Origin of the sequence: Microlunatus kandeliicorticis (assembly GCF_014137855.1) — a bacterium.
In the GTDB taxonomy this organism is placed as follows: Bacteria; Actinomycetota; Actinomycetes; order Propionibacteriales; family Propionibacteriaceae; genus Microlunatus; species Microlunatus kandeliicorticis.
The window spans coordinates 18,422-38,937 of sequence record NZ_JACGWT010000007.1 but is presented as its reverse complement, the minus strand read 5'-3'; the positions used below and the strand labels follow the sequence as shown (position 1 = coordinate 38,937).

General features: G+C 72.7%; 19 protein-coding genes and 1 riboswitch. Of the genes, 8 read left to right on the top strand and 11 right to left on the bottom strand.

Annotated features, from left to right (window positions below; all coding sequences use genetic code 11):
- Nucleotides 1-21 precede the first annotated feature (21 nt).
- From pstA to pstS, 3 genes are all read right to left on the bottom strand, one after another.
- A complete protein-coding gene (pstA, locus tag FHX74_RS19125) occupies nucleotides 22-1,074 on the bottom strand; it encodes a phosphate ABC transporter permease PstA (RefSeq protein WP_220484232.1) in 1,053 nt (350 codons plus the stop codon).
- Between the two features lie 29 nt (nucleotides 1,075-1,103).
- A complete protein-coding gene (pstC, locus tag FHX74_RS19120) occupies nucleotides 1,104-2,045 on the bottom strand; it encodes a phosphate ABC transporter permease subunit PstC (RefSeq protein WP_182561829.1) in 942 nt (313 codons plus the stop codon).
- Nucleotides 2,046-2,199: 154 nt separating this feature from the next.
- A complete protein-coding gene (gene pstS, locus FHX74_RS19115; protein WP_182561828.1) occupies nucleotides 2,200-3,312 on the bottom strand; it encodes a phosphate ABC transporter substrate-binding protein PstS in 1,113 nt (370 codons plus the stop codon).
- Nucleotides 3,313-3,661: 349 nt separating this feature from the next.
- Between pstS and pstB the strand changes: the two genes are divergently transcribed.
- Nucleotides 3,662-4,441, top strand: a complete 780-nt coding sequence (pstB, locus tag FHX74_RS19110) for a phosphate ABC transporter ATP-binding protein PstB (protein ID WP_182561827.1) — start codon at nucleotides 3,662-3,664, stop codon at nucleotides 4,439-4,441.
- 92 nt (nucleotides 4,442-4,533) lie between these two features.
- Entirely contained in the window at nucleotides 4,534-5,550 is a 1,017-nt protein-coding gene (locus FHX74_RS19105) for a DUF2510 domain-containing protein (protein ID WP_182561826.1), read from the top strand.
- 189 nt (nucleotides 5,551-5,739) lie between these two features.
- On the opposite strand, the gene FHX74_RS19100 is transcribed toward FHX74_RS19105, so the two are convergent.
- Nucleotides 5,740-7,047, bottom strand: a complete 1,308-nt coding sequence (locus tag FHX74_RS19100; protein WP_235971443.1) for a glycoside hydrolase family 3 N-terminal domain-containing protein — start codon at nucleotides 7,045-7,047, stop codon at nucleotides 5,740-5,742.
- A gap of 107 nt (nucleotides 7,048-7,154) precedes the next feature.
- The gene (locus FHX74_RS19095) at nucleotides 7,155-8,528 is read right to left on the bottom strand and encodes a mycothione reductase (protein ID WP_182561825.1); all 1,374 of its coding nucleotides are present in this window, start codon (nucleotides 8,526-8,528) and stop codon (nucleotides 7,155-7,157) included.
- Between the two features lie 130 nt (nucleotides 8,529-8,658).
- On the opposite strand from FHX74_RS19095, the gene FHX74_RS19090 reads away from it, so the two are divergent.
- The 6 genes from FHX74_RS19090 to FHX74_RS19065 all read left to right on the top strand — a co-directional run bounded on the left by FHX74_RS19090 (nucleotide 8,659) and on the right by FHX74_RS19065 (nucleotide 14,066).
- Nucleotides 8,659-9,540 (top strand): glycerophosphodiester phosphodiesterase, encoded by an 882-nt coding sequence (locus FHX74_RS19090; protein WP_182561824.1) that lies wholly within the window; start codon nucleotides 8,659-8,661, stop codon nucleotides 9,538-9,540.
- Between the two features lie 122 nt (nucleotides 9,541-9,662).
- Nucleotides 9,663-9,801: riboswitch (SAM riboswitch) on the top strand.
- Between the two features lie 204 nt (nucleotides 9,802-10,005).
- Nucleotides 10,006-10,566: a cysteine dioxygenase gene (locus tag FHX74_RS19085; protein WP_182561823.1), complete on the top strand. Its 561-nt coding sequence runs from the start codon at nucleotides 10,006-10,008 to the stop codon at nucleotides 10,564-10,566.
- 35 nt (nucleotides 10,567-10,601) lie between these two features.
- Nucleotides 10,602-10,988: a rhodanese-like domain-containing protein gene (locus FHX74_RS19080; RefSeq protein WP_328823936.1), complete on the top strand. Its 387-nt coding sequence runs from the start codon at nucleotides 10,602-10,604 to the stop codon at nucleotides 10,986-10,988.
- Between the two features lie 156 nt (nucleotides 10,989-11,144).
- Nucleotides 11,145-11,585, top strand: a complete 441-nt coding sequence (locus tag FHX74_RS19075) for a MarR family winged helix-turn-helix transcriptional regulator (RefSeq protein WP_220484231.1) — start codon at nucleotides 11,145-11,147, stop codon at nucleotides 11,583-11,585.
- Nucleotides 11,582-13,009 (top strand): MFS transporter, encoded by a 1,428-nt coding sequence (locus FHX74_RS19070; RefSeq protein ID WP_220484230.1) that lies wholly within the window; start codon nucleotides 11,582-11,584, stop codon nucleotides 13,007-13,009. The genes FHX74_RS19075 and FHX74_RS19070 overlap by 4 nt, the downstream gene beginning before the upstream one ends.
- A 109-nt stretch (nucleotides 13,010-13,118) precedes the next feature.
- Entirely contained in the window at nucleotides 13,119-14,066 is a 948-nt protein-coding gene (locus FHX74_RS19065; RefSeq protein ID WP_182561822.1) for a type IV toxin-antitoxin system AbiEi family antitoxin domain-containing protein, read from the top strand.
- 67 nt (nucleotides 14,067-14,133) lie between these two features.
- Here FHX74_RS19065 and ccsB read toward each other — a convergent pair whose 3' ends face one another.
- The 6 genes from ccsB to hemL all read right to left on the bottom strand — a co-directional run bounded on the left by ccsB (nucleotide 14,134) and on the right by hemL (nucleotide 20,514).
- Nucleotides 14,134-15,177, bottom strand: coding sequence for a c-type cytochrome biogenesis protein CcsB (gene ccsB / locus FHX74_RS19060; RefSeq protein ID WP_182561821.1), 1,044 nt, complete (start codon nucleotides 15,175-15,177; stop codon nucleotides 14,134-14,136).
- Entirely contained in the window at nucleotides 15,177-16,754 is a 1,578-nt protein-coding gene (gene resB / locus FHX74_RS19055) for a cytochrome c biogenesis protein ResB (RefSeq protein WP_407941504.1), read from the bottom strand. Before resB ends, ccsB begins: the two co-directional genes overlap by 1 nt.
- Before the next feature lie 202 nt (nucleotides 16,755-16,956).
- Nucleotides 16,957-17,670, bottom strand: coding sequence for a cytochrome c biogenesis CcdA family protein (locus FHX74_RS19050; RefSeq protein WP_182561885.1), 714 nt, complete (start codon nucleotides 17,668-17,670; stop codon nucleotides 16,957-16,959).
- Nucleotides 17,671-17,726: 56 nt separating this feature from the next.
- The gene (locus FHX74_RS19045) at nucleotides 17,727-18,344 is read right to left on the bottom strand and encodes a TlpA family protein disulfide reductase (RefSeq protein WP_182561819.1); all 618 of its coding nucleotides are present in this window, start codon (nucleotides 18,342-18,344) and stop codon (nucleotides 17,727-17,729) included.
- On the bottom strand, nucleotides 18,344-19,000 hold the full coding sequence (locus FHX74_RS19040; protein ID WP_182561818.1) for a histidine phosphatase family protein: 657 nt from the start codon (nucleotides 18,998-19,000) through the stop codon (nucleotides 18,344-18,346). The genes FHX74_RS19045 and FHX74_RS19040 overlap by 1 nt, the downstream gene beginning before the upstream one ends.
- A gap of 146 nt (nucleotides 19,001-19,146) precedes the next feature.
- The gene (hemL, locus tag FHX74_RS19035) at nucleotides 19,147-20,514 is read right to left on the bottom strand and encodes a glutamate-1-semialdehyde 2,1-aminomutase (RefSeq protein ID WP_182561817.1); all 1,368 of its coding nucleotides are present in this window, start codon (nucleotides 20,512-20,514) and stop codon (nucleotides 19,147-19,149) included.
- Between the last annotated feature and the right edge of the window lie 2 nt (nucleotides 20,515-20,516).

The following is a 20,516-nucleotide window of genomic DNA, read 5'->3' as shown; positions in this document are numbered from 1 at the left end:
GGACGGTGCCGCCGGGCGCGGTCAGCTGATCTTGGGCCGGAAGATCCGGGCCACCAGCCGGGCCAGCAGGTTGAGCAGCATCACGATCATGATCAGCACCAGGGCGGCGGTCCAGGCACGGTCGACACCGGCCTGCACGGGCACGCCCGGGTTGGTGAACTGGAAGTAGATGTACTCGGGCAGGTTGGCCATCCGGCCGTCGAACAGGTTGGTGTTGGTCGCGTTGCTGAAGCCCGCGGTGAGCAGCAGCGGAGCGGTCTCGCCGGTGACCCGGGCGATCGAGATCGTCACGCCGGTGACGATGCCGCCGATCGCGGTGGGCAGCACGATCCGGACGATCGTCTTCCACTTGCGGGTGCCCAGCGCGTAGGACGCCTCGCGGAGCTCGGCGGGCACCAACCGGAGGACCTCCTCGGTCGACCGCACGACGACCGGGATCATCAGCACGCTCAGCGCGACCGCACCGGCCAGGCCGCTGCGGTAGCCGGGGTCCTGGGTGACCAGCTCGAACAGCGCGAACGCGAACAGACCGGCCACGATCGACGGGATGCCGGTCATCACGTCGACGAAGAAGGTGATCGCCCGGGCCAGCGGGCCGCGGCCGTACTCGACCAGGTAGATGCTGCACAGGATGCCGATCGGCACGCTGATCACCGCGGTGAGCAGGGTGATGTAGACGGTGCCGACGATGGCGTGGTAGGCGCCGCCGCCGGCGCCGATGACCCCGCTCAGCGAGTAGGTGAAGAACTGGACGTCGAAGCGCGCCAGGCCGTTCTTGATCACCACGTAGACCACGGAGACCAGCGGCACCATGGCGATCCCGAAGGCGGTGCAGACCAGGATGGTGGCCAGCCGGTTGATGCCGCGCCGGCGTCCCTCCACCGCGATGGCGATGCCGCTGCTGCCGATCACGAAGATCACCAGCGCCAGCACCACGCAGGCCACCGGCCCGCCGCCGAGGCCGAGCGCCCCGGCCGTGCCGACGACCACCGACCCGACGCCGGTGACGCCGAGGAACCAGTTCGGCAGCTGCCGCTGGGTGCGACTGCCGTACCGCGGGCCCCGGGGTGACAAGGTCGTCCTCTCTGCCGTCGAGCTGTACGTCACACTTTCACCGCACTCTTGGCCACGATCGTCCGGGCGGCCAGGTTGACCACGAAGGTGATCACGAACAACAGCAGACCGGACAGGATCAGGATGTTCACCGACACCCCGAAGGACTCGGGGAACTGCAGGGCGATGTTCGCCGCGATGGTCGACGGGTTCGTGGTGCCGATCAGGTTCGCGGTGATCAGGGTCGGGTCGACCGAGAGCACCAGCGCGACGGCCAGCGTCTCACCGAGCGCGCGGCCGAGCCCGAGCATGGCGCCGCTGACGATGCCGGCGCGGCCGAACGGCAGCACCGCCATCCGGATCATCTCCCAGCGGGTGGCGCCGAGCGCGAGCGCGGCCTCCTCCTGCAGCTTGGGGGCCTGGAGGAACACCTCGCGGCAGATCGCGGTGACGATCGGCAGGATCATCACCGCGAGGACCAGGCTGGCGGTGAGGATGGTCCGGCCGGTCACCGACGGCGAGCCGAAGATCGGCAGGAAGCCGAGGTTGTCGTTCAGCCAGAGATAGAGCGGCACCAGCTTGGGGGCCAGCCAGAAGATGCCCCACAGACCGAAGACCACGCTCGGGACCGCGGCCAGCAGGTCGACCAGGTAGCCCAGCGCCTGGGCCAGCCGGCGCGGTGCGTAGTGGGTGATGAACAGGGCGATCGCCACCGCCAGCGGCACCGCGAAGAGCAGCGCCAGCACCGCGGACAGCACGGTGCCGAAGGCGAGCGGAGCGAGGTACCCGAGCAGCGAGCCGGCGCCCGGGATGTCGCTCTTCGCGGCCGAGAACGCCGGCACCGACTGGACGATCAGGAAGACCGCCACCCCGGCCAGCACGACCAGGATGGCGATGCCGGCGGCGAGCGAGACGCCGGCGAAGACGGCGTCGCCACCGCTCTGCCGGGCGCGCCGGCCCCGGCGGGCCGACGGGCTGCTGATGGTGGTCACGGGCACTCCCAGTTCAGGGCCCAGCGGTCACGCGCGGACGGCCGTGGGCGACGTCCCGACGATGCTGACAGACCGGGGCGGGCGGATCCAAGTCTGCGCCGGGCGCGGACCGGACCACACCCGCCCCGGGGCTGTCGGTCGGGGACCGGCGGGATCAGCTGTCGGTGCTGATCTTGTCGACGGACTCCTTGGCCTTGCTGGCGATCTCGCTCGGCAGCGGCGCCGAGCCGGCGGCCTTGGCCGCGGCCTGCTGGCCCTCGGAGCTGACGATGTAGGTCAGCAGCCCCTTGACCAGCTTGGCCTGGTCGGCGTTGGCGTACTTGGTGCAGAAGATCTCGTAGGAGACCAGCAGCACCGGGTAGGCACCGTCGGCGGTGGTGGTGCGGTTGACGTCGAAGACCAGGTCGCCGTCCGGACGCCCGCTGACCGCCTTGGAGTCGGTCAGCGCCTTGGCCGCACCGTCGGCGGTCGGGCCGTTCCAGCTGCTGCCGACCTTGACCTTGGCGGTCTGCAGACCGCTGACCTGGCTCTCGTCGGCGTACCCGATGGTGCCGTCGCCGCCCTTGAGCACGGCCACGACGCCCGAGGTGCCCTTGGCGGACTCGCCGCCGTTGATCGGCCAGGTCTCGGTGGCCGCGCTGGTCCAGGTCTCCGGCGCGGTCTTGTTGAGGTAGTCGGTGAAGTTGTTGGTGGTGCCCGACTTGTCGCTGCGGTGCACCGGGGTGATCTTCGTCGAGGGCAGGTCGGCCTTCGGGTTGTCGGCCTTGATCGCCGCGTCGTCCCAGCTGGTGATGGTGCCCGCAAAGATGCCGGCCAGGGTGGTCGGGCTGAGCTGCAGGTCGTCCACGCCCTTGAGGTTGTAGGCGACCGCGATCGGCGAGACGTAGGTGGGGATGTCGAGGGCCGCACCGCCGGCGCAGGCCGCGTTGGCCGCGGTCAGCTGGTCGGAGGTGAGGTACTTGTCGCTGCCCGCGAAGGCGACGCCCTTGTTGGTGAACTGCTCGACGCCGGCGCCGGAGCCGACCGCGTCGTAGTTCACCTGCGCCCCGCTGTTGGCCTGCTGGAAACCGGCGATCCAGGCGGTCATGGCCGCGCTCTGCGCGCTGGACCCGGCGCCGTTGATGCTGCCGGAGAGGGCGGAGGACCCGCCGCTGCTGCTGCCGCCGCCGCTGCTCGCCTCGTTGGCAGCGCCGCCACAGGCTGTGAGGCCGAGGGACAGGGCCAGCGTGGCGGGAAGCACGATCCGGCCGAGGGTCTTTCGGTTCACGTGTCTGAACACCTTCCGTGCGCAGGGTGCAGCGCGGATACCCGAGACGCCCCCGGACCGGCACCCTGCTGAGCGCGAAGTTAGGGACGCCTCATGTCCACTCGGGCCGCGCCCGGTGAACGAACGGTGAACAGCAGGTGGCCGCTCGGCCCCGCATCCGCGTACCCGTTGCCCACAACGGATCCCGGCCCGGGTCGAGGCCGTCCGCGACGGGGCGGAACAGCCGGATCCTCCACTACCATCGTGGCGTCGCCGGACCGCAGCGCCGCCCTGCTCGACGAATCCCGCGCGTCGTCCCGACCGCGGTCGCCCATCGCCCGTCGCGAGCATCCGTCCCGAGAGAGAGACCATGAGCAAGCGCATCGACGTCACCGACCTGAACGTCTACTACGGGAAGTTCAAGGCGGTCGAGGGGGTCAACCTCTCCATCCAGCCGCGGACGGTGACCGCGTTCATCGGGCCATCCGGCTGCGGCAAGTCGACCTTCCTGCGCACGCTCAACCGGATGCACGAGGTGATCCCGGGCGCCTACGTCGAGGGCCGCGTCGAGCTCGACGGCGACAACCTCTACGCCCCCGAGGTCGACCCGGTGATGGTGCGCCGCGAGGTCGGGATGGTGTTCCAGCGGCCGAACCCGTTCCCGACCATGTCGATCAAGGAGAACGTGCTGGCCGGCGTCCGGCTCAACAGCCGACGGATCTCCGCCGCGCAGGCCAACGAGATCGCCGAGCGGTCGCTGCGCCAGGCCAACCTCTGGAACGAGGTCAAGGACCGGCTCAACTCCCCCGGCTCGGGGCTGTCGGGCGGCCAGCAGCAGCGGCTCTGCATCGCCCGGGCCATCGCGGTCCGTCCGGAGGTGATCCTGATGGACGAGCCGTGCTCGGCGCTCGACCCGATCTCCACGCTGGCCATCGAGGACCTGATCGGTGAGCTCAAGGAGGTCTACACGGTGGTGATCGTGACCCACAACATGCAGCAGGCCTCCCGGGTGAGCGACCAGACCGCCTTCTTCAACCTCGCCGCCCAGGGCAAGCCGGGCCGGCTGATCGAGGTCGGCGCGACCGAGACGATCTTCTCCAACCCGACCAAGAAGGCGACCGAGGACTACATCACCGGGCGCTTCGGCTGAGGCCCGCCGGGCCCACCCCCGGCGCTTGTGCGCCGTCTGTGCGCCCGCTGTCGAGCCGGGGCGCCGCCCCCGGCCCCACGTAGGATCGCGGCGTGGCGAGAGCGGGGTGGTATCCGGATCCGGGCGGTCAGCCGGGTCTCTACCGGTACTGGGACGGCAAGGCCTGGTCGGCGGGGACGTCGACCAACCCGGCCTCCCCGCCGCCGAGTCAGGCGCTCGGCGGCACGCCCCAGCCCGGCGCGACCGGCAGCCCGTACGGCGCCGGGTCGAGCGGGCCCTACGGCGGCCAGTCCAGCGGCGGGCCCGGCGGTGCCTACGGCGGCGCGTACGGCCAGCAGACCGGCTACCGGCCCGGCGGCACCGGCCCGGCGTACGGACAGAGCCAGCCGGCCGGTGCCTACCAGGCCTACCAGCAGGCGGGCAGCAAGCCCCGGCGCTGGCCGTGGTGGATCGGCATCGGCGCGGTGGTGGCGATCGTCGCCGTGGTCGTGGTGCTGGTGGTCCGCGGGGTGACCGGCGGCGGGCTGTTCGGGTCGCCGTCCGGCCAGGGCAGCAGCGACGTCTGCCCCACGGTCTCCAAGACCCCGACCGAGAGCAACGAGCCGAACGACGGCCGGGTGCACGGCGGCCCGGTGTCCTACCCGCTGCTCGGCTCGCCGTGGAGCGCTCCGACGCCGGACGACCGGATCCCGTTCGGTAGCGACGTGCTCAGCCAGACCATCACGGTCGAGGCCAACTACCAGCCGGGCGCCAACTGGGTCGCCTCGGTGCTGATCGGCCAGCTGATCGCCGGTGACGGCTTCTACTCGCCCGAGGAGGGTTCGAAGATCGTCGTCCGGTGCATCATCGGCGCCTTCTACGGCAACGCCGTGGTCACCCGTGACGACACCGAGAACAAGGCGACCAAGGTCGACGGGCACGACGCCTGGATCGTCCGCAGCCACCTGAGCTTCGACATCCCGAACCTGAGAACCAAGGGCGAGACGATGATCGTGGTCATCGTCAACGCGGGGGTCACCTCGGGCATCTTCTACGCCTCGATCCCGGACACCAGCAAGCAGTACCTCGAGCCCGCCGAGGAGGCCCTGAAGGGCCTCCAGGTCGACTGACCTCATCCGCGCGCTGAGCCTGTCGAAGCGCCGAGCGGTGACGCCCGCTGAGCCTCTCGAAGCGCCGAACGGTCACGCACGCTGAGCCTCTCGAAGCGCCCAGCGGTCACGCACGCTGAGCCTGTCGAAGCGGGCCCCTCGACAGGCTGAGGGGTCGTGCGGCCCTGCGCCAGGCTCAGGGGGCGGAGGTCAGGAGCAGTCGGCGAGCCCGTAGCGCGCCTTGAGCGCCAGCACCCGGGCCGCGGCGGCCTCGACAGTGGCCGCGAACTGCCGGTCCGAGTTCGCCTTGGCCAGGGTCGCCTGCGTCATCGCCGAGGCCGAGGCGGGCTGGCCCATGATCGCCAGGTCGCCGCCGGCGGCGAAGAACCGGGTGGCCCGGCTGCCGTAGGAGCCGCCGAGCGCCTTGCCGGCCAGGTCGTCGGAGATCACCACACCGTCGAAGCCGAGGTCGCCGCGCACCATGCCCTGGATCACCGTCGGTGAGAAGGCGGCCGGACGGTCGGCGTCGATCCTCGCGTAGGTCGCCGAGCTGATCATCACCATGTCGGCGCCCGCCTTGACGCCTGCCGCGAACCCGGCCAGGTCGGCGTCGTGCCGGGTGGTGACCGAGTCGACCACGTTCGTGTCGAAGTCGGTGTTGCCGCGGACCTGGCCGAGTCCCGGGAAGTGCTTGACCGAGGTGCCGATCCGCGCCGACCGCATCCCCTGGACGAAGGCGGCCACCTTGGGGGCGACCGCGCCCGGCGTGGTGCCGTACTCGCGCTTGAGCACGCCGATCGGCTGGTTGACCGAGGTCAACGAGGCCGGGACGACGTCGGCGACCGGTGCCAGGTCGACATCGACACCGACCGCGCGCAGCTGACGTCCCCAGCCGGCGGCCCGCGACTCGAGCGTGCTGCTCGACCAGGTGCCCTGGACGGTGGCCGACGGGATGGTCGAGAAGCCCGGTCCGGAGAGCCGCTGGACGAGGCCGCCCTCCTGGTCGACGGCCAGCATCGGCTCGATCCCGTCGACCGAGCCGACCCCGTCCTTGACCACGCCGATGTGCTTCTGCACGGCCGCGGCGCCGCCGTCGGTGTTGCCGAGCAGCAGCACCGAGCCGATGTGCAGCCCGGCCAGCCGGTCGAGGTCGGCCTGGGTCACCCGGACCGAGTTGGCGGCCACCATGAACAGCTGCCCCACCTGCTCGGGCCGGCTGAGCCGGCCGGCCAGCGCCTGGCAGCTCCCGCCGGACGTCGCGCTCGCTGACGCCGACGCGCTGCGGCTCGCCGACGGGCTGGCCGCCGAGGTGGCCGACCCGCTGGGGCTCGCGCTCGTCGCCGTCGACGGGGTCCCGCTGCTGGCCGAGGCGGCACCGGTCGGACCGGCCGGACCGGTGCTCGGCGGCGGTGTCCCGCAGCCCGCCAGCAGCGCGGCGACGACCAGGCTGCCGAGGGTGGCGGCCGTCCGGGTTCGGCCGGGGCGCGGCATCGGTCGACGGCGCGGACGTGCGGGCATGGCGCTCCTGGGGAAGGACGGGCGGGCCGGTTCAGGGTAAGCAGCCCCGCTGGGTGGCGGCTGGGTCCGACACTCCCCCGGCCGTCACCGGCCCACCGGGCGTCCCGTCAGGACAGGTCGAGCGCCAGCAGCGCGTTCTCGATCACCTCGGGCAGCGCCGGGTGGATCCAGTACTGCCCGCGGGCCAGCTCGGGCACGGTCTGGCCGAAGCTCATCGCCTGGATGATCACCTGGAGCAGGGTCGAGGCCTGCGGGCCGATGATGTGCCCGCCGAGCAGCCGGCGGGTCGAGCGGTCGGCGAGCAGCTTGACGAAGTGACCCTCGTCCTCGAGCGCCCAGCCGTAGGCGACGGTCGCGTAGTCCTGCACCACGGCGGCGTAGTCGAGCCCCTGCTCGCGGGCCTGGCGCTCGGTCAGCCCGACCGAGGCGACCTGCGGGTCGGAGAAGACGGCGTGCGGGACGTAGCGGTGGTCGGCCGTGACCGGCGCGTCCGGGTGCAACAGGTTGTGCTGGACGACCCGGGCCTCGTGGTTGGCCACGTGCTTGAGCTGGTCGGGCGACGACACGTCGCCGAGCGCGTAGAAGCCCGGCCGGACCCGCTGCTGGTCGTCGACCGGGACGCGCCCGTCCTCGTCGAGGGTGATCCCGGTCTTCCCGAGGTCGAGCAGGTCACCGTTCGGCTTGCGCCCGGTGGCCACCAGCAGCACGTCGGCCTCGATCCGGTCGCCCGCGCTGGTGGTCAGCACCACACCGCCCGCGGCGCGCGGCTCGACCCGCTTGGCGGTCTGGCCGGCGCGCAGGTCGATCCGGGCGCCGAGCAGCTCGGTGAACCGGGCCGAGACGTCGTCGTCCTCGGCGCGGAGCATCCGCTCGCCGCGGGAGACCACCGTCACCCGGGTGCCGAAGGCGGAGAAGATGTGCGCGAACTCGGCCGCGATGTAGCCGGCACCGACGATGACGATCGAGCCGGGCAGCCGGTCGAGCCGCATCACGGTGTCCGAGGTGTGCACGGTGACGTCGTCGAGGCCCTCGATCGGAGGGATGGTCGCCCGGCTCCCCGCCGCCAGCACGAAGGTCTCCGCGGTGATCACCTCGTCACCGATCGCGAGCTCCTTCTCGCCGACGAACCGGGCCTCCGAACGGTAGAGCGTGACGTTGTCGGCCTCGGCGCGATACTTCTCGCCACCGGCGGCGATCGGGTCGATCCGCCCGAAGATCCGGTCGCGCATGGCCTCCCAGTGCGCCTGCCGGAAGTCGAGGTCGACGTTCAGCCGGCGCGCCTCCTCCGGTGCGCGGGCGTGGTCGGCGGGCAGCACGAACATCTTGGTCGGGATGCAGCCGACGTTCAGGCAGGTGCCGCCGAACGCCCCGGTGCCGGGGATCCCCTTGTCGACCATGGCCACGTCCCAGTCGGCGAACCGGTCGTCGACGATGGTGTTGCCGGAGCCGGAGCCGATGATGCAGAGGTCGTACCGACGCATGCCGATCATCGTGTCACGGGCCCGAAACGCCGATCTCGCAGCCGGTTCACAGCGGCCGTGCGCACCCTGGACTCCTCGCCGTCTGTCCTGACCACAGACGACCGACCTCCGACCAGACAGGACGCCGATCGTGCCCGCCCGGATCTCCCGCCGCTCGCTGGTGATCGGCGGGCTCTCCGGTGGGCTCGGAGTCGGACTGGCCACCGCCGGGCTCGGTGGGTGCGCGTCGTCCGGCCCGCCGTCGGCGCAGCGGTTGCTGGCCGGGGACCCGTTCTACGTCGCGCACCGGGGTGGGGACCGCGACTGGCCCCAGATGACCGCGTACGCCTACGACCAGGCGGTCCGGCTCCCGGGACTCCGCGCGCTCGAGGTGTCGGTGTGCCTGAGCCGGGACGGCGTGCTGGTCTGCTGCCACGACGCGGACACGCTAGCCGCCACCGGGGTGCGCCGGGTGATCGCCGAGACCGACTGGGCCGAGCTGCGCACCCTGACCGTCAGCGCCGCCGGCACCCTCGACCCCGAGCAGCCACGTCGGCCGCTGAGCCGGATCGAGGACGTCCTCCCGCACCTCGACCGTTTCGTGGTCTTCGCCGAGCCCAAGGTCGGCCCGGCCCGGGAGCCGCTGATGCGGGTGCTCGCACGCGCCGGCCGGCCCGGGCAGGTGGTGTGGAAGCAGCCGGTCGACTCGACCGCGTTCGCCGCCGCGCGCCGGGCCGGTTTCCGCACCTGGGGCTACGTGCTCGACCAGCCCTCGCACCTCGGCGCGAACCTGTCGCGCTTCGCCGCCTCGGACGACCTCGACGCGCTCGGGGCGCCGCTGGCCGAGAGCGACGCGTTCATCGCCGCGGTGGTCGCCGCCGCCCACGCGCACGGCAAGCCCACCGTGGCCTGGCCGGCGACCGACACCGCCGACCGCGACCGGGCGCTCCGGCTCGGCTGCCGCGGGATCATGGCCGCCGACATCCGCGGCCTGGTCGGGACGACCGCGGGTCAGCCGGCCCACGCCTCCTGACCGCCCCAACCCGTGCTCTGAGCCTTCGACAGGCACCACAGCGAACCAGAGCAATGCCGCTATTTCCTATCGTGAGACAGGGGATTGCGTCCGGCGTGGCCACCGCCCTACCGTTCTGGCCAGGTCACGAGATCGAGCGCGAAGCCCCGGCTGGCTCGACGGCAACCCTCTCCTGACCCCCGGACGGATCCGGGTGGTCACGGCGGCGGGGTGCTCCGGGTGACGACCCGGCCGGTCCGCGAGGGCCGGCAAGCGCCGAGACGAGGACGACCATGAACGCGATCACCGAGGAGCCCACCCGGGCCCGCCGGCTGCTGCTCCACGCGCGCCGGCACGTCGATCTGCTGCTGACGGCCAGCTCGATGTGTTGACCGGACGCGGCTCCCGCCGCGTCCGGTGCTCCACCTCGCCGCTCGTCCCACCGTCAGCCCGCGCGCTCTCGCGCGCCACCCTCGAGGAACTCCCATGCCCTACGCCTCCGACCCTGCCCGCACGCCCGCCAGCAGGCACACCGACCGCTTCACCGCCCCGACCCGCGGCTCCCGCAGCACGCGGCCCCGGATCAACCTGGTCGAGCTGGCCACCCGGCTCGCCGGTCAGCAGCGGCTCTGGCAGCCGCTGGTCGCCTTCGACCCGGCCCACCGCCACTACGAACGGCTCGCCGCGGAGCCCGACTTCGAGGCCTGGGTGCTCACCTGGCTCCCCGGCCAGGGCACCGCATGGCACGACCACGGGGGCAGCGCCGGAGCGTTCACCGTGCTCGAGGGCCGACTCACCGAGCGGACCGCCTCGATCGACCCCCGCAGTGATCTGGCCCCACGGATCGACGCCGGGTTCCGCGATCTCGACGCCGGCGAGGTGCGGGCGTTCGGCACCCGGCACCTGCACCGGGTGACCAACGACCACCTCCGCCCTGCGGTCAGCCTGCACGTCTACGCGCCCGCGCTGGTCGAGATGAACGAGTACACCCCGGTGGGCAGCCGGCTGCAGCTGACCACCTCGCAGCTGGCCGGGGCGAACTGGTGAGCGCGCTCGCCGTCGCGCCCGGCAGGCTGGAGGCCGTGAGCGCCGACCGACCGCACCTGGCCCCGCGCCGGAGCATCGACCAGCTGCTGGCCGACGCCCGCGCCGGCCTCGACCGGCTGACCGCGGCCGAGACGCTCGCCGCGGTCGACCAGGGTGCGGTGGTGGTCGACATCCGACCGGCCGCCCAGCGCGCCGCCGAGGGGTCCTGGTCGCAGGCACTGGTCGTCGAACGCAACGTGCTCGAGTGGCGGTTCGACCCGGCCTCGGACGCCCGGCTGCCGATCGCCGACTACGACCTCCGGGTGGTGGTGCTGTGCCAGCAGGGCTACACCTCGAGCCTGGCCGCCGCCGCGCTCCAGCAGCTCGGCGTCTGGCGCGCCACCGACGTCATCGGCGGCTGGGAGGCCCTCCGCTCGCTCTAGCACCCGCGCTTCGACAGGCTCAGCGTGCGTTCCGGCCGCCCGGAGTGGCCGCTTCGACAGGCTCAGCGCGCGTTCCGCGAACGTGCCCTGAGCCTGTCGAAGGGCAAACCATCAGTCCAGATTGAACAGTCCAGACTGTCGATCTAGGCTGGTGCCGTGCCCCAGACCACGCAGCTGACTGCCACCGAGTGCGCCGAGCAGGTGCGGATCACCGTGAGCCGGGTCCGACGACGGCTCCGCGAGACCTACGACCGGCAGCAGCTGACGCCCTCGCAGATCTCGCTGCTCAGCCGGCTGGAGCAGGGCGGCCCCAGCTCGGCGAGCGACCTGGCCACCGCCGAGAGGGTCCGGCCGCAGTCCGTGGCCACCACGCTCGGCATCCTGCTCGAGCGCGGTCTGGTCGAACGCCGTCCCGACCCCGACGACGGACGCCGCCAGCTGGTGTCCCTGACCGCCGAGGGACGCGCCTTCGTCACCGGCGCGCGGAGCCAGGGCGAGCACTGGCTGGCCGACGGGATCGCCGAGACCTGTGACCCCGACCAGATCGCGCTGATCGCCGAGGCGATGCGGCTGCTCCAGCGGGTCGCCGACCGGTGAGCCTGCGCGACACCGTCACCCGGCACCGGGCCGACCGCCGATCCGATCATCCGGACGGTTTCGACCGGCGGCTGATCGTGCCGATGGTCCTCGGCTCGATCCTCAACCCGGTCAACTCCTCGATGATCGCGGTCGGCCTGATCCCGATCGGCATCGCGCTCGGTGCGCCGCCGTCGGAGACCGCCTGGCTGGTCAGCGCGCTCTACCTGGCCACCGCGGTCGGGCAGCCGGTGGTCGGTCGGTTGATCGACCTGTACGGGCCGCGGCGGCTGTTCCTGATCGGCTCCGCGCTGGTGGGGCTCGGCGGCGTGCTGGGGCTGCTGGCACCGTCGGTCGGTGTGCTGGTGGTGGCCCGGGTGCTGATCGGGCTGGGAACCTGCGCCGGCTACCCGTCGGCGATGTACCTGATCCGCAGCGAGGCCGAGCGCACCGGCCGGCAGAGCCCGGCGGGGATCCTCACCGTGCTCGCCGTCTCGGCCCAGACCGTCTCGGTGATCGGGCCGACCGTCGGCGGGTTCCTGATCGGGCTGGCCGGCTGGCGGGCGATCTTCGCGGTGAACGTCCCCCTGGCCGCGGTCTGCCTGACCCTCGGGGCGATCCGGTTGCCGAAGCACCGCCCCGAGGACCCCAGCGACGCCCCACGGGCACGGCTGGTCTCGTCGATCGACCTGGCCGGGATCGCGCTGTTCGTGGCCACCCTGGTCTCGCTGCTGCTGTTCCTGCTCCGCCCGCAGGCCTCCGACTGGTGGCTGCTGGTGATCACCGCCGCCGCGGCCGTCGGGTTCGTCCTGCGCGAGCGCCGCGCCGCCACCCCCTTCGTCGACCTGGCGGTGCTCACCGGGAACGTGCCGCTGCTGCTGACCTACGCGCGGTCGCTGCTCGGCGCCTGCGTCTCGTACGCGCTGCTCTACGGCTACACCCAGTGGCTCGAGGAGGGACGCGGGCTGTCGGCCTCGACCGCCGGGCTGGTGCTGCTGCCGATCTTCGCCGGGGCGATCGCGGTGTCGACACTGACCGGGCGGAACCCGCGGATCAGGAACAAGCTGCTGGTCGGGTCGGTCACCCAGGCGCTGGTCGCCGCCGCGCTGCTGCTGCTCGGACCGCACACCGCGGTCTGGGCGCTGCTGGCGCTCGCCCTCTTCGCCGGGATCCCGCAGGGACTCGTCAACCTGGCCAACCAGAACGCCGTCTACTTCCAGGCCGACCCCGAGCGGATCGGCAGCTCGGCCGGGTTGCTGCGGACGTTCTTCTACCTCGGCGCGATCAGCGCCTCGGTGGCCTCGGGCCGGTTCTTCGCCGGCGGGGCCGACAGCGCCGGGCTGCACGACCTCGCCTGGTTCATGCTGGTCGCCGCCGGGCTCTTCGTGGTGATCACCGTGGTCGACCGGTCACTGGCCCGGGTCGTCCCGCGCGACCGCTCCTGAACGTGTGAACGGGGCGGATCGGACCGCGCAGTCGCGGCCGATCCGCCCCGGTCACGGTTGTCCACAGGGGGTCTGGTGCGGACACCCCCGGATCGAGCAGCCTCGGGGCGTGCACCGGCGCGAACCCGTCCCCGCGATCCTGCTGCGGCTCGCCCGCGCGCAGGCGGACGTGGTCAGCCGCGAGCAGGCGCTCGGGTGCGGTCTGGGTCGGCACACCTGGACCCGGCTGACCCGGGACGGGCTGTGGACCCGGCTCGCTCCCGGCGTGGCCCGGACGCTCCCGGGGCCGGTGCCCTGGCCGTCCTGGGCCTGGGCCGGGGTGCTGACCGGCGGCGACCGCGCGCGGCTCGGCGGTCGGGCCGCCGGTTTCTGCTGGGGCCTGCTCGACCGGGCACCGGGCGAGATCGACGTCCTCGTGCCGTCCGCGACCGCACCACCGACGGTCGACGGGCCCTGGCGGTTCGTCCGCGAACGCCCGGGGGTGCGCGACCCGCGCAGCCCGGGCGACCCACCGCGCGCACTCCTGGAGGACGTCGCCGTCGACCTGGCGTCGTCCGGACCGGAGCACGAGGTGGTCGACTGGCTGACGGCCGCGGTCCAGACCCACCGGACCGATCCACGACGGCTGCTCGCCGCTGTGCGTCGGCGGAGCCGCCTCCGGTACCGGGCGCGCATCACCGCCCTGCTGAAGGATCTGGCCGACGGAGCGCACAACGCACTCGAGCTCGCCTACCTGCGCGAGGTGGAACGAGCCCACGGGCTCCCGGTCGCCGAGCGCCAGGTCCGGCGCGGAGCGACCGTTGCCGACGTCTTCTACCGCGCCTTCGGGGTGCTGGTCGAGCTCGACGGCCGGCTCGGCCACACCGGCGCCGGGCGCTTCCGCGACATGCGACGCGACAACGCCGCGGCCACCGCAGGCCTCACCACCCTCCGTTTCGGCTGGGCCGACGTGCACGGGTCGCCCTGCGCCGTGGCCGCACAGGTCGCCGAGAACCTACGCTTGCGGGGTTGGTCGGGGGTACCGACCCGCTGCTCGCGCTGCCGCCGAGCCGCCTGAACGCGCGAACGGGGCGGATCGGACCGCGCAGTCGCGGTCGATCCGCCCCGGTCGGAGGCTGCGGGGATCAGACCCCGGCGTAGGAGTGCAGGCCGGCGAACAGCAGGTTGACCCCGATGAAGTTGAACCAGAACGACGCCATCCCGATGATCCCGATGATCGCGGCGTTCCGACCCCGCCAGCCCGCGGTCGCGCGGGCGTGCAGGTAGCAGGCGTAGATCACCCAGGTCACCAGGGCCCAGGTCTCCTTGGGGTCCCAGCCCCAGTAGCGACCCCAGGCGTACTCGGCCCAGATCGACCCGGCGGCCACGGTGAACGTCCAGAGCGGGAAGGCGAAGGCGTTGAACCGGTAGGCGATGACGTCGATCTTGCGGGCCTCGGGCAGCCGGGTCAGATAGCCCCGCACCGCGCCCTTGTTCTCGGCCCGCCGCTTGATCAGGTAGAGGATCGAGGCGACCCCGCCGACGTTGAACGCGGCACCGGAGATCGCCGCGGCGACGATGTGGATCAGGAACCAGACCGAGTGCAGCGCCGGCACCAGCGGCGCCACGGCGACGTAGAACACCGTCACCGCGAGCCCGTTGCCGATCGCGGCCAGCAGGGTCACCGGCAGCCCCAGCCAGCGCATCCGGAACCGGCCGGCGAGCACCAGGTAGACCGCGACGATGAACACCATCGCGGCGGTGGTGAACTCGTACATGTTGCCCCAGGGCGCCCGCCCGGCGGCGACCCCGCGGAGCACCACCCCGAGCACGCTGAGCGCGAACCCGATCACGGTGAGCGCGAACCCGATCCGTCCGAACGACTCGACCCGCTGCCGGACCGCACCGGCCTCGGCGGGCGCGTCCGCGCCGCCGGTCCCGTCCGGGTGGCTGTCCAGCGTCTCGGCGGCCGGCGCCTCGACCACGCTGCCGCCACCGGCACCCGCAGCCACCAGCTCGCGCTCGGCGACCCGCTGGCTGGCGGTCTCGGTAACGGACCCCTCGACCGTCTCGGCGGCCGGGTCCAGCCGCCGGGCGGAGGCCCACTCGGCGGCGTGCGCGAACATCGCCAGCAGATAGACCACCACCGAGGTGACCATGCTGAGGTTCGACAGCACCTGCTCGTTCATCACACGTCCTTCTGCGTCGTGGCGGGCCGGCCGAGGGTGGTGGCCAGCTCGGCCACGTCCTCGGCCAGACCGGTCCGGGCATCGGCCCGGTCGAGGGCTCCGACGTCGACCACAGTACGACGCCCTTCCCTAGTCGCGGCTGGGTCGGCGGCCGCACCGGTCGCGTCCCCGTCCTCAGGATGATTCGGGTCCGGGCCGCCGACGGAGGCGGCCGGGCGCACCCGGATCCACACCCGGCGCGGCCGGACGAACAGCGAGAAGCACAGCCCGAGCACGCCGGTCCCGATCGCGACCAGCGCGACCCCGACCCCGGGGCTGTCGCCGACCTGCAGCTTGACCCAGCGCTGGACGCCGGTCAGCTGGATGGTGCCCAGCCCGTTCGGCAGCTTCTGCTCGTAGCCCGGCCGGAGCAGGAACCGGAACGGCTGGTTCGGGTTCTTCGGGTCCCGCACCTGGGTCAGCCCGCTGGTGTCGAGGGTGTAGACGCTCTCCGGGACGCCGGTGTCGGCCTGCGGCTTGCCCTCCCAGGCGTTGAGCAGCAGCTGCGGCTGGAGCAGGTCGGGGAACACCGACTGCGGTCCCGCCGGGGTCATCGCGCCGGTCGGCAGGAACAGCCCCTGGAACGCCAGCCGCTCGGGCCGGGCGTCCGGGACCTTGATCACGCCGGAGGAGGTGAAGTTGCCGTCCTGGGGCAGGAACACCACCGGCCCGGAGAAGGCGACATTGCCCTGGGCGTCCTTGACCGTCACCACCGGCGCGTACCCGTGGCCGATCAGGTGGACGTCGGTGCCGTCGATGTTGAGCGGGTGGTTGACCTCGAGGGTCTCGGTCCGGGCCGGCTCGCCGGGGGCGTCGGTGACCTTGAGGGTGGCCTTGAACAGTCGCGCCGCCCCGGTCTGCACCGGCCCGGTCTCGAACCGCACCTGGAAGTCGGTCAGCTGCAGGCTGAACGGCACCAGCTGCCGCTCGCTGAACAGACCGCCGGCGCTGAAGTCGTCGTACTGGCTCAGGCTGTTGGAGAAGCCCTGCCCGACCACCACCACGCTGCTGCCGCGGAACTGGGTCAGCCCGTTGATGGCCACTCCGAGCAGCACGAACAGCAGGCTGAGGTGGAAGACCAGGTTGCCCGCCTCGCGCAGGTAGCCGCGCTCGGCCGAGACCGACTCGCCGCCGGCGTCGGTGCGGCGCGCGACCCGGTAGCGGCGTCGCCGCAGCTCGGCCTCGGCCCGGTCCAGCACCACCGAGGCCTCGTCGGCGCTCTCCCAGCTCTCCGCGACCGGCAGCCGGCCGAGGTTCCGCGGCGTCCGCACCGGCTTGGCGCGGACGGCCCTGGCGTAGGTCAGCACCCGAGGGACGATGCAGCCGATCAGGGAGACGAACAGTAGCAGGTAGACCGCGGAGAACCAGGGCGAGCTGTAGACCGCGAACAGTCCGACCTTGTCGTAGAGCGGGCCGAGCGTGCGGTGCTGGCTGATGAAGTCGTCGACGGCGATCGGCGAGATCTTGCGCTGCGGGATGACCGACCCGGGGATCGCGGCCACGGCGAGCGCGAACAGCAGCACCAACGCGGTGCGCATCGAGGTGAGCTGGGTCCAGAGGAACCGCAGCCCGCCGACCAGCCCGAGCGCGGGCGCGCCCTTCGACGGGCCAGGGTCGCGGCCGTTGCCGTCCCCGCCGCCGGCCCCGTCCGACCCGCCGGTGCCGTCCGGACGCCCCGGCTCGGTCTCCTCGACCGTCCGGGTCGCATCGGTCTGCAGATCGCTGCTCATCGCCTCGTCCTCAGATCACCGGCGTGAACCGGCCGGCCCAGCTGACCAGCCAGATCATCGCCTTGTCCCACAGTCCGCTGACCAGGAGCACCCCGACCAGCACCATCATCAGACCGCCCGCGCGCATCAGCGCCCGCTGGTGACGCCGCACCACCCCGACCGTCCGGGCCATCCGGCCGTAGGCCAGCGCCGCCGCGACGAACGGGATGCCGAGCCCGAGCGCGTAGACGAAGGCCAGCAGTGCGCCCCGGAACGCGCTGGCCTCGTTGAGCGCCAGGGTGAGCACGGTGCCGACCGTCGGACCCAGGCACGGGGTCCAGCCGATCCCGAAGACCACCCCGAGCAGCGGGGCGGCCGCCACCCCCACCTTGGGCGTCCAGCGCAACCGGAGCTCGCGGCGCCCGAGCGGCAGCAGCCCGCTGAACACGAGCCCGAGGACGATCGTCACCGCACCGATCACCACCGAGATCGCCCGGCGGTGGGCGTACAGCAGCTGGCCGACCGCACCGAAGACCAGCCCGCCGGAGACGAACACGAAGGCGAATCCGACCACGAAGAGCAGCGAGCCGGCCAGCATTCGGCCGCGGCGTCGGCTGCCCTCGACCACCTCGGCGGCACCGAGACCGGTCGCGTACGAGAGGTAGCCCGGCAGCAGCGGGAGCACGCACGGCGAGAAGAACGAGACCAGGCCGGCCAGCAGCGCCACCGGCAGGGCGAGCAGCATCGTGCCGCCCACCGCGCTCTGCGCCCAGCTGCCGACGTCCATCGCGACCAGCCCCGTCACCGGCCCGCGGCCACGTCGTCGACGATGTCGACCAGAGTGTCGGCGCTGATCGGGCCGAGGATGCGCACCGCGATCCGGCCCTGGGCGTCGATCACCAGGGTGGACGGGATCGCGCTCGGCGGCAGGTTGCCGGCGAACTTCACCAGCTGGGTGCCGGACGGGTCGAAGATGCTCGGGTAGCTGATCTTGTTGGCCCGGACGAACGCGGCCGGCGCGGCCTCACCGAAGTCGCGGTTGTTGATGCCGAGGAACTGCGCCTTGCCGCGGGTCTCCTCGGCGGCCTTCTGCAGCCCCGGCGCCTCCTCCCGGCACGGCGGGCACCACGAGCCCCAGACGTTGATCACGAGCACCGTGCCGGCGTAGTCGGCGCTGGAGATCGTCCCGCTGCCGCCGAGCCGCGGCCCGCTCACCACCGGTGCCTTCTCGCGGTCGCCGACCGGCACCCGGGTGAGCTGGCGGGTGCCGACGTAGCCGGTCTGCGAGCCGGTCCGGGTCTGCTCCGCGCCGCTGTTGGCCGCGCAGCCGGTGAGCGCGAGCAGCCCGGCGAGGAGCAGCGCGAGACCGGTGCGCCGGGACCGACGGGTGGGACGGGCGGTCTGGACGGGGTGCGCCATCAGGCTCCGGCGACGAACTTCGTGGACCGCTCCTTGCCCGGGAGCAGGTCGGCGACGGGTTCCCGGTAGCTCACGGCGGTCAGCCGGCTGCCCTGGAAGGTGAGGCTGGTGACGCTGGCCAGCGTGCACTCGCGGCGACGCGGGTCGTGCGCGAGCCGGCGGCCCTCGGCGTCGCAGCGGGCCATCCAGATCGGCAGCTGGTGGCTGACGATCAGGGCCTCGTGCCCGGCGGCGGCTTCGCGCGCGTCGGCGATCGCGGCCCGCATCCGGGCCACGATCTGCCGGTAGGGCTCCCCCCAGGACGGCTTGAGCGGGTTGCGCAGGTAGCGCCAGGTGCGCGGGTCCTTGAGCGCGGAGTTCTTGGCGCTGAAGGTGCGGCCCTCGAGGTAGTTGTCGGCCTCGATCACCCGGCCGTCGGTGATCACCGGGAGGTCGACGATCTCGACCACCGGCGCGATGGTTTCCTGGGCGCGTTCGAGCGGCGAGCAGCGCAGGTGGACCAGATCCAGCCCGCGGAACGACTCCGCTGCCTGGAGCGCCATCCGGCGGCCGAGCTCGGACAGGTGGTAGCCGGGCAGGCGGCCGTAGAGCACGCCGTGCGGGTTCTCCACCTGGCCGTGCCGCATCAGGTGGACCACGGTGCGCTCACCGCTCATCGGCTCGCCGTCTCCTTCGTCCTCGGGCCGGTGCGTGCCGGCCTGTCTCCTTGTTCCGCCCGGGGCGCCGGGCCGGGTGCTGTCTTACACGGTCGGCCTGTGTGTCCTGCCCCACGCCCGCGCCGTCGTCCGAACTGGTTTGCGCCTCAGGCCGCCTCGGCCGCCTCGGCCGCCGCCCGGGCCGCGGCCGGGAGGGCGTCGACCACCCGGTCGAGCGCGCGGTCGTCGTGCGCAGCGGAGAGGAACCAGCCCTCGAACGCGCTCGGCGGCAGGTAGACGCCGTGGTCGAGCATGCTGTGGAAGAACGCGGCGTAGGCCCGGGTCGACTGGGTCTGCGCGGTGGCGTAGTCGGGCACCGACGTCGTCCCCTCGGGCACCAGGAACACGCTGAACAGGTTGCCGGCGTGCTGGATGACGTGCGGGACGCCGGCCGCGTCGAGGGCCGCACCGACCTCGGCCTGCAGCCGGGCCGAAGCGGCGTCGACGGCCGCGTAGACCTCGGCGGTGGCCAGCCGGAGCGTGGCCAGCCCGGCCGAGGTGGCCACCGGGTTCCCCGACAGCGTGCCCGCCTGGTAGACCCCGCCGACCGGCGACAGGTGGTTCATCAGCTCGGCCCGGCCGCCGAACGCCGCCGCCGGGAACCCGCCGCCCATCACCTTGCCGAAGGTCATCAGGTCGGGCACCACGCCGTCGATGCCGTACTGGCCGGACGGGGTGATCCGGAACCCGGTCATCACCTCGTCGGAGACGAACAGCGCGCCGTGGGAGGTGCAGATCTCGGCGAGGAAGGTGTTGAACCCGACGCCGTCCTCGACCCCGGGCGGGATCACGCCCATGTTGCCGCAGGCCGCCTCGGTGATGACGCAGGCGATCTGGTCGCCGTACCGCTCGAAGGCGGCCCGCACCGCAGCACGGTCGTTGTAGGGCAGCACGATGGTGTCGTCGGTGGTGGCCGCGGTGACCCCGGGGGTGCCGGGCACCGCGAGCGTGGCCACCCCGCTGCCGGCCGAGGCGAGCAGCGCGTCGACGTGCCCGTGGTAGCACCCGGCGAACTTGACGATCTTGTCCCGGCCGGTGACGCCGCGGGCCAGCCGGAGCACGGTCATGGTGGCCTCGGTGCCGCTGTTGACCAGCCGGACCTGGTCGACCGGGGTGCGGTCGACGATCGCGGCCGCGAGCTCGACCTCGGCCTGGGTCGGGGCGCCGTAGGAGGTGCCGTGGCCGGACGCGGCGGCCACCGCGGCCAGCACCTCCGGATGGGCGTGGCCGAGCAGCAGCGGCCCCCAGGAGCAGATCAGGTCGACCAGCTCGTTGCCGTCCACGTCGACCAGGTAGGGCCCGTGGGCGTGCGCGATGAACCGCGGGGTGCCGCCGACCGCGTTGAACGCGCGGACCGGCGAGTTCACCCCGCCCGGGGTGACCTGCTGGGCGCGCGCGAACAGCTCGGCCGACCGGGCGTCCTTCGCGGTGTCGGGCAGGGCGCGGGCCGAGGACGTGCTCGAGGTGGTGGTCATCG